We start from the raw sequence: 14,582 nt of genomic DNA, 5'->3' as shown, positions 1-14,582 counted from the left end.
ATGGTTGTGGAACGTAGACTATACTTCCTATTTGGACTTCTGTTAGGGCTGGGCTTTGCCCCGGCGAGTGCACAACTCGTTCATCCTAAAGCAAGTCCCGCACAAACTATTATTCAGGACGTGGGCCTGTGCCAGGTCCAGGTCAGTTACTCCAGACCTGCAGTTCGGGGGCGTCAAATTTTCGGTAATCTAGTTCCTTACGGACGTATCTGGCGGGTAGGGGCCAATGAATCCACAAAAATCAAGTTTAGCTGCCCGGTTCGAATTGCAGGAAATAAAGTGCCGGCCGGGACATATGCACTGTACGCCTTTCCACAGGAGGACCTTTGGGAAATTGCCATTCACAAGGACACCACACATTGGGGTGATGGTCGCCAAAACTATTCTCCTCAGGACGATTTGTTGCGGTTTACGACCTATCCACAAACACGTACTACGGTTACCGAGAACTTTCAAATTGGCTTTGATCAGATTACCCATGAAGGCATGGATATGTACTGGCGCTGGGATCGGCTGGAGTTACGTTTTGCCATCGAAGTAGACACGCAAGCCGAAATGGAAAAGCAGATTGCCACAGCCCTTCAAAACAATCCAACCGCACAAACCTATTACGAAGCTGCGCGATATCTGCAGGAATCGGACCGGGACTATTCCCGTGCGCTCGGTTACCTGGATCAGGCCCTCGAACTTGGCGGGGACACCTATTATTTCCACAGGGTTAGGTCCCTGGTACTGGCTGCTTTGGGTCGGTATGAAGAAGCCGTAGCGGCGGCTGGAAAGTCGTTGAAACTGGCCGAAGCCGAAGGCAAAGATGAATTTGTCCGGATGAATCAAAAAAACATTGAAAAATGGAACAAACTAAAGGATTGAAGGCGTTAAGCAAAGGACTTTTGCTATTCGGGGTCCTGACCCTGCTGATTTCCTGTAAAGACAATCCTGAGGTGGCCGATACCCCAGCTGAGGTCCCGCAACTCTGGACTCCCTATGACGAGGCCGCGTTAGTCAGTGCTTCCAAAGCGGAAGGTGGACCTGATTATTCCCTGATCCAATCCCACTTCCAGGATAAGCAGGAAGTATTTGAAACCCTGTATCCGGAAGCCATGGCATTAAGCGAGGCCCGCTACGGTCAGTTGAAATCCCTTATCCTCGAACAACCAGTGACTCAGTTACAGGATGCTGTGGCCAGGGGGGAAGTTAGCTATGAAGAAATTACCCGTTTCTACCTGCGCCGAATCTTCAAATATGAACTGGATAGTACAAAGACATTGAACGCGATCATTGCACTGAATCCCGATGCCGTTCAGCAGGCACGCGATCGCGATTATGTCCTAAAAGCCATGCCGGCAGAGCAACGCCATCCCATCTTTGGCATGCCCGTGCTGGTTAAGGACAATATCGGGGTAGCGGGGATGCCCACCACGGCCGGAGCTGCAGCACTGGCCAATCACAGTCCGGAAAACGCGTTTGTTACCGGTCGTCTGAAGGCACGGGGTGCTATTGTACTGGGAAAATTGAATATGAGTGAATGGGCGTATTTCTTCTGCCAACAATGCCCTTCGGGCTATAGTGCTATTGGAGGACAGACGTTGAACCCCTATGGACGGGCTACCCTTTCACCCGGAGGATCGAGCTCCGGAAGCGGGGCCGCCATCGCCGCAGGTTACGCCTTTGCCGCCATAGGCACTGAGACCTCGGGATCCATCCTTTCGCCCGCTTCGCAAAATGGTTTGGTTGGATTGAAACCGTCCGTGGGTATGTTGAGCCGTACCGGGATAATCCCAATTTCCAATGCCCTGGATACCCCGGGGCCGATGGCCAGAAAAGTTTTGGATGCCGCCGTACTAATGGATGCCATGACCGGTCAGGATCCATCGGATAACGTCTCTACCGACTTTTATTTTCCCGATGGTCTCTTCCTGCCTGCAGTAGTCGATTTAAGCGAAAAACGTTTTGGATATTACACCGATTTGAAGGAGTCTGATTCGCTTTACGCTCGGGCATTGGATGTTTTGGAAGCAGCCGGGGCAAATTTGGTGGCACTCCAGCAGCCCGACAGGCCGAACCTTCCCTTTCGGGAATTCCTCGCGGCAGAAATGAAAAGAGCGCTTCCTGCATATCTCGAGGCCTATCCTGTTGCTGGTATTGCGGATCTGAACGCCATCCTGGATTATAACCGTGCGGATTCCCTCTTGCGGATGCCCTACGGGCAGTATTACCTGGAACAAACAGCAGCGAGCACGCTAACGGATGAGGAACTCGCCGCTATGGATGCACAAATGAAAGCGGACGGGCAGGCTTATTTTAAAGAAGCTTTTCAGGACCTTGAGCTCAATGCGGTTCTGGACATCAGCAACCGCCTGGCGAGTGTCGCGGCCGTTGGCCGATTCCCTGCACTGACCCAACCGATGGGGTTCCGGGAAGATGGCCGCCCGGCCTCCCTGACCTGGATTGGTCCTACATACACCGAAAAGCAGTTACTCAATTTTGCTTTGGCCTTTGAAGGTCTGGAGAGATTCCGTCGTGCCCCCAAGGATTATCTGGAATAAAGATCACTACCTTTGCGCCCTGAATCGAAGTGTTGCTAGTCCCGACTGAATCATGAGAACCAAGTCTTTAAAAAAGAATCGCATTAATGTCGTTACCCTCGGGTGTTCCAAGAATTTGTACGACTCCGAGGTGCTTATGGGGCAGTTACGCGCTTCTGATAAGGAGGTTGTGCATGAACAGGAAGGGAATATCGTAGTAATCAATACCTGCGGATTTATCGCCAATGCCAAAGAGGAAAGCGTAAATACTATCCTGGAATACGTTCGTCAGAAAGAGGCAGGAGAAGTCGATAAGGTTTTTGTAACCGGTTGCCTCAGTGAGCGTTATAAACCTGATTTAGAAAAAGAAATCCCCGATGTGGATGCCTATTTCGGGACAAGGGACCTTCCGCGACTGCTCAAGGCACTAGGAGCGGATTATCGCCACGAATTGGTGGGAGAGCGACTTACGGCTACCCCGGCGAACTACGCCTATCTCAAAATTGCCGAGGGCTGTGATCGCCCCTGTTCCTTCTGCGCCATTCCCTTGATGCGCGGGAAACATCGAAGCAAGCCCATAGAAGAATTGGTAACCGAAGCGGAAGCTTTGGCTGCAAAGGGCGTACGGGAACTTATCCTGATTGCCCAGGATTTAACGTATTACGGCCTGGATCTGTATAAAAAGCGAGTACTGGCCGATTTACTTCGGGCGCTGGTCGAAGTAGACGGAATTGATTGGATCCGTCTCCACTATGCTTTTCCCAGTGGCTTCCCCCTGGAAGTCCTCGATGTGATGCGGGAGGAACCGAAAATCTGTAACTATATCGATATCCCGCTACAGCATATTTCCGACCCCATTCTCAAGAGCATGCGCCGGGGAACGACTCGTGAGAAAACGAATGCCTTGCTACGGGAATTCCGGGAGCGTGTTCCCGGAATGGCCATCCGTACTACCTTGATTACAGGCTATCCCGGTGAAACAGAGGAGGATTTCCAACTGCTCTTGGATTGGGTAAAGGAAACGCGCTTTGATCGCCTGGGATGTTTTACCTACAGCCATGAAGAACAGACCCATGCCTTTAAACTAGAAGACGATGTTCCGGAGGAAGTTAAAGAACGGAGAGCTGCCCAAATTATGGAAGCCCAGGAACGGATTTCATGGGAATTGAATCAAGAAAAAGTCGGGAAGACGTTACGCTGTATGATCGACAGGAAGGAAGGCAATTATTTCGTAGGTCGGAGCGAATTCGACTCTCCGGATGTCGATAACGAGGTGTGGATCCCGGCCGAATCTTCTTATTTGCGTATCGGGGAATTTGCCGACATCCGTATTACCGAAGCGTCGGATTTTGATCTCTACGGAGAAGTAACAACCCCCGGGGCATAAGCGCTATTCCGATTGCTTATCGGTCTGTTCGCCAGCGCTTTCCTCATGATCAGCGCCTTCAGTTTCTTCTTTAGGATTGGCCTCCTTTTCCAGGTTGTTCCTCAGGATGTTGAGCTTTTTTAGCTTCTCCTGCCACCGCTCCAGGGCTTCCTTCTGCTTGTCAATGCTTTCAATTACTTCTTTAACCAAAGGATTATCTTCGGAAGGGTCGGTAAAGAAATTCAGATTGTTTTCTAATTGCCGGAGCTCCCCTTTGTTTTCTTCGATTTTTCTTCGGATGAACTGGCGTTCCTCCTCGATGGTCCGTACATCGTCTGCTTTGGCCAACTTCTTAATTTTGTCGCCATAACGCAGTAAGTCGGCTTCCTGTTTGCTGACCCCCAATTTTCTGAAGATGGCATCGATAATTTTCTGGAATTTGCGGTCGAGGTGCTGGCGGTTTCTCGGCAGTCGCCCCGAAGCCTTCCAGCGCTTGAGAAATTCCTGAAGTTGCTTCAGGTCGGCTTCCCTGTCTTTACCCGTCTGGAATTCTTTCAATTCTGAAAGGATATCCTCTTTTACCTTCAGGTCTTTGCTGTGCTGTGCCTGATCGGCATTTTTCCGAGAATGTAAGCGGTTGAAATAGTGGTTGCAGGCCGCCTTGAATTCCTTCCAAATCTTATCGGAGAATTTTCGGGGGACATGGCCGATTTGCTTCCATTCCTGTTGGATGCGTTTCATCTCCGGGGTGGCTTCCTCCCAGGCTTCGCTCTCTTTGAGTTCTTCGGCTCGTTTGAGCAGGGCGCGTTTGCGATCGAGGTTTTCCTGTTGCTCCTTCTTCAGGTTTTTGTAAAAGGCATTCTTCTTTTTGTTGAATGCCCGCACCGCCCCTTTGAAGGCCGCCCAGGTCTTTTCATTTTCCTTTTGAGGTACTTTTCCGGCCTTGAAAAAGGACTCGCGCAATGCTTCTACCTCCCGGATCTGACCTTGGATAGCCCGGTGATTGTCGGCTACTTGTTCGCTGATCCCAAGGATTTTGGCAATAATCTCATTCTTGGTTTCCAGATTGGTCTCGTACCGGGCATCGAGTTGTTTAAAGTGTTCCTGCCTTCTTTCATGGATGGTTTTAGTAGCCGCACTAAAGCGTTCCCAGACTTCGTCGCGCTTGTCCTTGGCAACTGGCCCGAGTTCCTCCTTCCATAGTTTATGAAGGGTTTGCAGTTCGCGAAAGGCTTTATTCAGGTCTGGTTCCTGCGCCAAAGCTTCGGCCCTTTCGATTAGTTTTTCCTTCTCCTCCAGGTTGAATTTAAAATCCAGGTCGCGCAATTCGCGGTTCAGGTGGAGGAAGTCATAGAAGATTTCAACGTGGTGCTGATAGGTGCGCCAAACGTCGTTATAGCTGTTCCTGGGAACCGGTCCTGCGTTGCGCCAGCGTTCCTGTACCTCCTTGAAGGTATTATAGGTGGAAGTCATGTCTTCTTCGACATGGACCAGACCTTTGAGTTCCTCGATAAGGTCCAGACGGGTCTGCAGGTTTTCCTTCAGGTTTCGTTCCCGACTTTTGTAGTATTGGTTGCGTTTTTCACGGTATTCGGAGTACAGTTCATTAAACTGACGTTTGGTAACCGAGTTATACCGGAAATCTATCTCGTTTCCGCCCCGGGAAACGAATTCCTCCTTCTTTTCGTCAATAAATTCGCGGAACTTTTGATCGAACTCCCTTTTGATGGTATCGGCATGTCTGCGAATGGCCTGGACTTTTTCGGTTCTCAGCAAGCGCTGTAACTCCCCGACCAGGTTTTCCATGCTAAGCTCATGGTAGTCCAAAAAGGGGATATGGTGGCGCCGCTCGTTTTCGGAATCTTCGGCATCTTCTGCATTTTGCGCATCGATGTCATTTTCATCTTCCGATTCTTCTTCCGCGTCCGCTTCTGCTTCTGCTTCCGATTCTTCTTCCACGTCCGCTTCCGCTTCTTCTGCCTTGTCCGCTTCCGCTGATGCTGCTAATTCGGAAGGCTGTTCTTTTTTCTCGCTGGCAGCTACCTTCGCATCTTCCGCTACCTCGACTACTTCTTCGACGGCAGCATCTTCCTGCGGCTGAGTAGTTTTGGCTTCCGATTCCTGTTTCTCCGGAGTCTTTTCCAACTCCTCACCCCCTGCCTCCTGGGACAGTTCCTTGTTCTTCGCTTCAGACATCCTGAATAGTTTATGGACTAGCTGGCCCTGCAACACTGGCATGCCGTTCTAGTACATGGTAAGATAGCAACAAAAAGTAGTTAAACAAAAGGGTTCAGGAATTCCAGATTCCCCAGGAGGCTTCGGCTTGAAGCTCCAGCATTTCGTGGCCGTTTTTTATTCTGGAGCCTTGCTGCAAACCGAGTTTCAGGAAACGGGTCAGGGGAGGATTATACACCAGGTCATAGAGCAAGTGGGAGGAATCCAGGGCCTCATACCTGAGATCCGGAGCTGCTTCAATTCTGGGATGGGTACCCAGCGGGGTGCAATTAATCAGGATTTGGTACTGTCCGAGAACACCGTCGGTCAGGTCCTGGTAACTATACTGATCGGGACCCGGCTTTCGGGAGACCATCTCAAAGCGAATTCCAAGACTATCCAACACATGACAAACCGCCTTGGAAGCACCGCCGGATCCGAGCACAAGCGCCGCCTGGTCGGTGGGTCTCAGCAGTGGTTTTAAAGAATCGCGGAATCCAATGATATCGGTGTTATACCCCATAGTTTTACCTTCCACAAAAGCGATTGTGTTTACGGCACCGATAGCTTCCGCTTCAGGATGGAGATCGTCGAGCAGGGGAATGATTTCCTGTTTGTAAGGGATCGTTACATTGAGCCCTTTGAGGTCGGGATTTGATTTGATTAGCTCAGGGAACGCGGTTATGGATGGAAGGTCAAAATTTTCGTAGCTGTGCGACTCCAGCCCCAGGTCCTTGAATTTTTGGGCGAAATATCCCCTGGAGAAGGAGTACGCGATGTTCTTTCCAATTAGGCCAAAGCGTTTCATGCTGCGGGTTTATTTTTTCTTTCCAGGCGGTTTTTGCCATACCATTCCAAAGCAATAAGGATCCCGATACCGAAGGCAATTGAAACCAGGGCCCAAAGGTTTTCGACCTGACTGAGATCCGGCCAGTACCGCTGGTAGTTTGCCAGGATGGCGTCTCCATTGGAATCGGTAAGGGGAAGTCCATCTTGCCCAACCTTGTAGACGGCCCGTTTCCAGGGCCATACCACGCCCAGCGAACCGGAGATAAACCCAATGATAACCGCTGTGGTCAGGTTTTTGAAATGTTTGAGTACATAGCCCAGTAAATGGCTTAAAGTAACCAGTCCGGCGGCAGACCCCGCCGTAAAAACGGCCAGTACCTTCAGGGTATCCAGGCGCTGGGTATTCTCCGTAAAGCTAAAATCACCCTGAAATACTTCCACCAGGGTATCGTATAACGCATTGACAGAATCCACTAGCAGCAGAACATAATTGCCCAGTAAGATCAGGATAAACGAACCCGACAGTCCTGGCAACGTCATACCTGAAACACTGATGATTCCGCAGAAGAAAATGAAGAATAAGTTGTCGTTTTCCCGTGCAGGACTCAGGAAACTAATGGAAATACCCACCACCAGGCCAATAATCCCGGCAGGAATGGTGCGTTTATTCCAATGCTTGAAATCCTTCGAAATAAAGTAGATCGAACCAATGATCATCCCAAAAAAGCAAGACCAAACCAGCAGCTCCTGCCGCTCGAGGAAGTAGTCGAGGATCTTGGAAACACTGAAGTAGCTGAAGAGCATTCCCAGAACCAGGATGGAGAGAAAAGTACCGTTGATATATTGGTAAAAGCTGCGGAACCGACCTGCGAAGAGTAGTCGGAACGCCTTGACGTTTATCCGCTGCAGGGAATAGATAAATTCCTCGTAGAAGCCAACCACGAAAGCGACAATTCCCCCGCTCACCCCGGGGACTTTGTTGGCTGCCCCCATGGAAAGCCCTTTGATAAACAACAGGAATTTGTCTGTCAGGCTTCTGTGGTGAAACATCATGAGGTGGAGTGCTTTCGGGTAGCCAATCCCTCCAGAAGGAAGATCAGGGCAAAGCCAAGAAGTGCCAACCCCACAGCCTGTAATATCATCGGATCCCCCTCGAATTGTCCGGGCCAGACATTGGCTTCCCGTATTACAATAATTTTATCCTCGTATTCGCGGGTTTCCAGTACTTCCTTCCAGGGCCAGATTTTGAGCAGGGAACCCAGGATGAATCCGGTGAGTAGGGCCAGGGTAATATTTTTGAATCGGGCAAACATCCATTTCAGCAGGCGGGCAAAGCTCAACAATCCGAAAACTGCACCCACGGCAACAACAGCCAGCAAGTTCAGATCCCAATTGTGCACGGCTTCTAATACGGTCCGATAGGAACCCAGAAGCACCAGGATAAAAGCACCGGATATGCCTGGAAGTATCATGGCACATACAGCCAGGGCGCCACTGAGGAAAAGGAAAGGCAGTCCCGACTGGTCTTCGGAAACCGGGAGGTTGATAACCAGGTAAGCCATTCCGGCTCCCAGCAGGAAAACCAGGAGGTGACTCCAGTTCCAGCGTTCGATCTGACGGGCGATATAGATGACACTGGCCAGGACCAGACCAAAGAAAAAGGCCCAAACCAAAATCGGATGGTTATCCAGTAGCCAGCTAATCCCACGGGCCAGGGAAATAACACTGATGGCGATACCCGTAAAAACAGCTAACAGGAAATTCCCGTTCAGCGCAGACCAGAAAGCCTTAAATCCTGATTTTTTCCAAATTCCCAACAACGACGGGCGAATTCCATCTATGGAACTGATCAGTTCCTCATAGATTCCGGATATAAAGGCAATAGTTCCTCCGCTAACGCCGGGTACCACGTCGGCGGCACCCATGGCCATGCCCTTGAGTAATAAGAAAAGATAGTTGCGGGGATTGCGCTGTTCCATGCTGGTAAAACGCAAAAATACTGCTTTTATTCCGAAGCTTTCCCGGGTTGGTCCGATGCTTTTTCGATAGGAACCCAATGCGGGAATTCCGGGAAATCCTCCTGGAACTGCGGGTAGGCTTCCGGAAGCATATTAATGGCGTGCTTGAGCTGTGTACGGGCTTTTTTCTCCTTCCCCAGTAAAAAACTGATTCCCGCGAGCCGGTATCTGAATTCCCCGGTTTTGGGATGAAATTTAATGGCCTGCTTAAGGACCTCGTAAAGTGCCTGATACTCTTTTGCCTGCCAAAGGACTTCGCACCAGGAACTCCAGGTTCCGAGGCTGTAATCCTCCAGGCGTACCGCCTGACTATATGCGTAATCGGCCTCGTCAAGGTTTCCGGTTGCCAGGTGTATCTTTCCGCACCGTGCCCAGTAATCGGCATTTTCTCCGTCGATATGAATGGCTTTGTTAACGAACTCTAATGCTTTCTCATACAGCTCACGCCTGAGATAAAATTCAGTGATCGCCAGCCAGCCCTTATCGAGAAGCGGATCGTCGTGAACGGTTCGGTAGTAGTAAGCCTGGGCCTGCTCATCATCGCCTAATTTTTCGAAACAACGTCCCATGCGCAGATAGGCGTGAGAGGTTGGGTCGTCCAGGTCCATGGTTGCCTGGTAGTTTTCGATAGCCTCCTCGAGCCTTCCCAGTTTTTCCAGAACCCGGCCTTTTTCGAAATAGGCCCCGATAAAGGAATCATCTGAGATTACAGCAAATTCAAAAGCACCGAGGGCTTCTTTAAGCATGTCCAGTTCCTTATAGAGTTTCCCGAGCTGATGCCAGGCTACCTGGCAATAAGGATTCGTTTCTAGGTAGGCATTTAAAAAGCGGATCCCACCCCGGAAATCCTCCCGGAATTCAAAACAGTAGACCACGTTGTAAAGCGAGGCGTAATCTTCTGGGTCTTCGGCCACACAGCGCATAAAACACTGTTGGGCCTCGCTATAGGCATCGAGGAAAAGGTATTCCATTCCCAGTAGCGAGTGGACATCCGGATCATCGGGTTCGAGCTCCAGAGCGCGTTTTAACCAGTCGATTGCCAGGTCATGCTGATCCTTTTTGGAACAGATATTAGCTTGTTGGATACAAATTTCCTGATTCCTGCTGTTGATTTGCTGCAGTTGATCCAGAATGAGCTGAGCCTGGTCCAGATGGTTCTCGAAGACCAGAACCTCCACTTCTAAAAGCCTCAATTCCAATGCATCAGGGTGCTGCTGCAGCCCCATGCGAATAGCCTTTTTGGCCAGGGAGATTCTCCCGTTGTTAAGGTAGTGGTGGATAATTTCCTCAAAATCCTCGGCGTCAAAGAAATAGACGTCGTCGGTCTTGAGCATGGATTCAAATTTCGCTATAGGGGGTCCGGGTTGTTCGTTCGGATCTAACGCCATACGTACTGGTTTGGATTCCGTATGGACTTAAAAGTATTTTTTTAAGTGGACGAGAATGGGGATTTCAGGGGGTACTTATCAACAAATTAGTTAACAGGGCGGTAATTGTCGAGTAACTCCAGGATAATGCTGCAGCCCTCTCGTATCTCCTTTTTGCTTATGGTCAGGGGAGGTGTAAGGCGTACCGCGCGGGGTTCAAAGAGTAACCAGAAGAGGATCAGTCCTCGCTTGAGCGTTTCAGTGACGAGGTAGTTGGTGGTTGCAGGATCCGGAAGCATGAGGGCAAGCATCAGGCCCCTGCCCCGTACTTCTTGTATCGTATCATGAACCAGCAATTCCCGGAATAGGGCCTCCTTTTCAAGGGTTTGTTCGATGAGCTTCTCTGCGTATAACGCTTCAAGTGTAGCACGGGCTGCGGCTGCAATTACGGGATTGCCTCCGAAAGTGGTGATATGTCCCAGACTTGGATTTTCACTGAGCTGCCGCATGTGCTCGTGACTGGCAGTAAACGCTCCTACCGGTAGTCCTGAGGCCATGCCTTTTCCCATCACCAGGACGTCGGGAACAATACCGTAGTGCTCAAAAGCAAATAGTTTTCCGGTGCGTCCGAATCCCGGTTGAATTTCATCGAGTATCAATAGGGCCCCGACAGCATCGCATCGATCGCGGACTGCCTTGAGGTAGCCGGCAGTGGGTTCGATAAAACCAGCACCCCCCTGGATGGTTTCCAGGACTACGGCGGCTGTTTCCGCTCCAATGCGTTCCAATGCATCGAAATCGTTGAATGCAATGTAGTCAACGCCCGGCAACAGGGGTCGGAAGGGTTCCATGCGCTCCTCCATGCTCATAAGGCTCAAACTCCCAAGGGTGTTGCCGTGATAGGCATCCTTGGCAGCGAGGATCTCTTTACGTCCCGTTACGCGCCTTGCCAGCTTCAGGGCGCCTTCCATGGCCTCCGTACCCGAATTTACCAGGTAGGTGCTATCCAAAGGGTCAGGCAAAAGCGCAGCCAGTCGGCGGCATAAATCCAGGGCGGGTTCCAGCACAAATTCGCCATAGACCATTACGTGCATATAGCGGGAGCTTTGTTCCTGTATTGCTTCAACTACTTTGGGGTGGCAGTGCCCGAGGGTACAGGCCGATACCCCTGCGACAAAATCCAGGTAGGCCTTACCCTGTTTGTCATAGATATAAGAACCGTCAGCGCGATCTACCTCCAGGCCCATGGGATAGGGCCCTGTTTGTGCCTGATATTTCCGGAAATCAGGATTCATCACTACTCGTTGTTTCCGCCGCGTTTCATCAATTGAGGGGCCGGGGTGGCCTTACCTTTAACGGGATCATTTGGCTCCTCCTCGGGTTCGGCATCCCGGTCAATGGACTCGGTAAGTCCCCGGATTTCGGGAAGCACGATGTTATTGTCGTCCTCCCCAAACAGGTCATCCACCGAGCGAATACGTTCATCCCCCCGCCAAATGAAACCTTCCAGTACGCGTTGTTCCTCGGGTAATTCAGCCTCCGGGTAAATGGTCCCGTCGGGTTGGGTGATATAGGTGATCTGATCAATATCGCTCTGCTCAAGGAGTAAGCGAATCTTACTACAGGCGATCTTGTTAATACCGAATAGTTCCTGGTCGTCCGTGTACATAAAGTAGACGACCTCTGTGTTCCCTACCAGATCCACCAGGCGGAGTTCGTTTTCCCTGAATTTTCCAAAGAGGTCCTTGCCCTTGGCCTGGTTATAGCCACGATACCCGGTCGTGTCCTCAGAGATTATAAAGGCGTTGCCAATGACCTTCAGGGAATCGAGTTTCTCGGTTTCCATGTCACTGAGAAGGTAAATACTGTCCCCGGTCATCTGATTTTCAAGATTCCACATCACCGGCCGTTTAATGAGCTGGGTAATCCCGGTTGCCTGTTCAAAATGGATGGAATCCGCTTTTCCGCTGAGATCTGTCTTATAAAAACGCGCATCGCGAAATGCCCGCAGAATCCTGGCTTCAGGTTTTCCCGTTACCATCAGGGTGTCACCATGCATATATAGGGAGTCCTGTTCCACCAGGCTAATGGAAAGCGCCCGGCGGGTCGCGAAAACCGAATCCTGAGCCTTATGGACTTCGGCATAATGGGCACGGATTACCCCGTTGTTCAGGGTGTCCGTTACCGTGATGTTGTTGGTGGCCGAAGCAAATTCCGTGGCCTTGTCAAAGTAAACGCTATCGCCTTCGATAATCCGATTGTTGTAGTGGATTTCGGTGTTTTTGATCCCGTATCCCTGCTCTATATTGGTGTCATAGTACCCGCGTTCAAAGTACATGGTGTAGGAGTCACCCGTAATTAGGGTGGGCCCGTACATGTACGCGTTTTTCGAAAGGGTATAGTAGTCCAGGCGGGTCGACTCCATGACATATTCCGGGTTGACAATACGGACGGAATCCTGGAATTGATATTTCTTGGTAGTCATGAAGTATCTTCCAACCCGACTCGTAAGCGTGTTGGCAGAATCCACGATCTTGCCCTGGTGCTGGTAATATGCTTCCTGCTTTTCGCGATCCAGGAAGAGGGTGTCAGTGGTTAGGGTGCTATTCTGATTGCGAAGGACTACCTTTTGGTAGGATTTTGCCAGTTTGAGGTCTCCGTCGTACTCAACGTAACCGCTGGTCATGGTAACCGAATCCCCCTGGACCAGGCGTACATTTCCAATAGCCTCCAGCCGGTTCTCCTTCTGGTAAAGCAGCGCGTAATCGCACCAAAGGTCCGCCCCCTGATGCTCGAACTGTACTTGGCGGGAATCCCTACTGAATATAGAAGCTCCGGGACGCAGGTTTTCGTCCTTGGTGAAATTCCCCCCGTAAACAATATTGATTTTTTTACTCCCTGCCTGCTCCTGATCGGAGTTCTGGCCAGAAGCAGTACCATCTTGTGCCTGCAGGGTTTCGCACAGCACTATGCCTGCCAGGATAAAAACCAGAAAGGAGGCAAAGGGTTTCAAAGGGATGATTTATCGGTGAATCGTCTGGGTCCGGTCTGGTCCAACACTTACAATACCAATAGGGGTATCGAGCTGCTCCTCGAGATAGGTGATGTATGCGAGGAGGTTAGCGGGGAGTTCCTCCGCCTTGCTCATCTTGGTCAGATCCTCCTTCCAACCCGGCATCTCCTTGTAGATCGGGGTCAGGTGCTCTGCCTCAAGCGTGTAGGGCAGGTGTTGAATTTGCTTTCCCTTGTAGTGGTAACCCGTACAGACCTTTATGGTGTCAAAACCACTTAATACATCGGCTTTCATCATCATTAGTCGGGTAACTCCGTTGACCCGTACGGCATATTTCAGCGCAACCAGGTCGAGCCAGCCACAACGCCGCGGACGGCCGGTGGTAGCTCCGAATTCGTTGCCAACCCGACCCATGGTCTCCCCATCCTGGTCAAAAAGTTCGGTAGGGAAGGGGCCACTGCCCACCCGGGTGGTATAGGCTTTGAAAATTCCGAATACATCTCCAACGGTCCCAGGGGCTATGCCCAATCCGGTACAGGCTCCGGCAGCCGTGGTATTGGAGGAGGTAACATAGGGATACGTCCCGAAATCGATGTCCAGCAGGGATCCCTGGGCCCCTTCGGCCAGGATTTTCTTTCCGGAATCCAGGGCGTCAAAGAGGTATTGTTCGCTATCGATGAACGTAATCTTGCGCAAATCTTCAACAGCTGTTAGAAATTCGGCTTCTAATTCTTTGAGGTCGTATTGGATATCGACATCATAGAACGCGATCATTTTCTCGTGCTTGTCGGCCAGGGCGCGATAGCGTTCTTTCCAATCGGGCAATTCCAGGTCGCCGACTCGAAGCCCGTTACGCCCGGTCTTGTCCATATAGGTGGGGCCGATTCCCTTGAGGGTGCTGCCGATTTTGGCCTTCCCCTTGGCGGCTTCTGAGGCCGCATCCAGCAAGCGGTGGGTCGGTAAGATCAGGTGCGCTTTGCGCGAAATGAGCAAATTTTTATACGGATCAATTGGAAAGTCTCCGAGCTTCTCCATCTCCTTCCGGAAGATTACCGGATCGATAACCACCCCGTTACCGACAACATTGACAGCATTGGGGTGAAAGATTCCAGAGGGAATGGTATGTAAGACGTGCTTGATCCCATCGAACTCCAGGGTATGCCCGGCATTGGGTCCCCCCTGGAAGCGGGCGATGATATCATAGCCTTTGGTTAAAACATCGACGATTTTTCCTTTGCCCTCGTCCCCCCACTGGAGGCCGAGTAAGAGATCTACGCTCATAAATAGCTC

General features: G+C 50.8%; 11 protein-coding genes. 3 read left to right on the top strand and 8 right to left on the bottom strand.

Annotated elements, in window-relative coordinates; genetic code table 11:
* Nucleotides 1–6 precede the first annotated feature (6 nt).
* Genes BM318_RS01300 through rimO form a run of 3 tightly spaced genes read left to right on the top strand, consistent with a single transcriptional unit; the run spans nt 7 to nt 3,912 of the window.
* Nucleotides 7–870, top strand: coding sequence for a DUF2911 domain-containing protein (locus BM318_RS01300; RefSeq protein ID WP_245759706.1), 864 nt, complete (start codon nt 7–9; stop codon nt 868–870).
* Nucleotides 849–2,546, top strand: coding sequence for an amidase family protein (locus tag BM318_RS01295; protein WP_092980052.1), 1,698 nt, complete (start codon nt 849–851; stop codon nt 2,544–2,546). Before BM318_RS01300 ends, BM318_RS01295 begins: the two co-directional genes overlap by 22 nt.
* Before the next feature lie 52 nt (nt 2,547–2,598).
* Nucleotides 2,599–3,912, top strand: coding sequence for a 30S ribosomal protein S12 methylthiotransferase RimO (gene rimO / locus BM318_RS01290; RefSeq protein WP_092980050.1), 1,314 nt, complete (start codon nt 2,599–2,601; stop codon nt 3,910–3,912).
* Between the two features lie 3 nt (nt 3,913–3,915).
* On the opposite strand, the gene BM318_RS01285 is transcribed toward rimO, so the two are convergent.
* The 8 genes from BM318_RS01285 to BM318_RS01250 all read right to left on the bottom strand — a co-directional run bounded on the left by BM318_RS01285 (nt 3,916) and on the right by BM318_RS01250 (nt 14,573).
* A complete protein-coding gene (locus tag BM318_RS01285) occupies nt 3,916–6,087 on the bottom strand; it encodes a DUF349 domain-containing protein (RefSeq protein WP_092980048.1) in 2,172 nt (723 codons plus the stop codon).
* Between the two features lie 94 nt (nt 6,088–6,181).
* On the bottom strand, nt 6,182–6,913 hold the full coding sequence (locus BM318_RS01280; RefSeq protein WP_092980046.1) for a shikimate dehydrogenase family protein: 732 nt from the start codon (nt 6,911–6,913) through the stop codon (nt 6,182–6,184).
* Nucleotides 6,910–7,944: a DUF368 domain-containing protein gene (locus BM318_RS01275; protein WP_092982014.1), complete on the bottom strand. Its 1,035-nt coding sequence runs from the start codon at nt 7,942–7,944 to the stop codon at nt 6,910–6,912. Before BM318_RS01275 ends, BM318_RS01280 begins: the two co-directional genes overlap by 4 nt.
* The gene (locus BM318_RS01270; RefSeq protein ID WP_092980044.1) at nt 7,944–8,873 is read right to left on the bottom strand and encodes a polyprenyl-phosphate transporter; all 930 of its coding nucleotides are present in this window, start codon (nt 8,871–8,873) and stop codon (nt 7,944–7,946) included. The genes BM318_RS01275 and BM318_RS01270 overlap by 1 nt, the downstream gene beginning before the upstream one ends.
* A gap of 26 nt (nt 8,874–8,899) precedes the next feature.
* Nucleotides 8,900–10,300, bottom strand: coding sequence for a tetratricopeptide repeat protein (locus BM318_RS01265; protein WP_092980042.1), 1,401 nt, complete (start codon nt 10,298–10,300; stop codon nt 8,900–8,902).
* An 86-nt stretch (nt 10,301–10,386) separates the two neighbouring features.
* Nucleotides 10,387–11,574 (bottom strand): aspartate aminotransferase family protein, encoded by a 1,188-nt coding sequence (locus BM318_RS01260; RefSeq protein ID WP_092980039.1) that lies wholly within the window; start codon nt 11,572–11,574, stop codon nt 10,387–10,389.
* Between the two features lie 2 nt (nt 11,575–11,576).
* Complete coding sequence (locus BM318_RS01255; RefSeq protein ID WP_394333329.1) at nt 11,577–13,298, bottom strand: OstA-like protein; 1,722 nt, start codon at nt 13,296–13,298, stop codon at nt 11,577–11,579.
* A 3-nt stretch (nt 13,299–13,301) separates the two neighbouring features.
* Nucleotides 13,302–14,573: an adenylosuccinate synthase gene (locus BM318_RS01250; protein ID WP_092980038.1), complete on the bottom strand. Its 1,272-nt coding sequence runs from the start codon at nt 14,571–14,573 to the stop codon at nt 13,302–13,304.
* Between the last annotated feature and the right edge of the window lie 9 nt (nt 14,574–14,582).

The sequence above is a fragment of the Robiginitalea myxolifaciens genome, from assembly GCF_900115205.1.
In the GTDB taxonomy this organism is placed as follows: domain Bacteria; phylum Bacteroidota; class Bacteroidia; order Flavobacteriales; family Flavobacteriaceae; genus Robiginitalea; species Robiginitalea myxolifaciens.
This window is presented reverse-complemented; position numbering and strand designations above follow the sequence as displayed.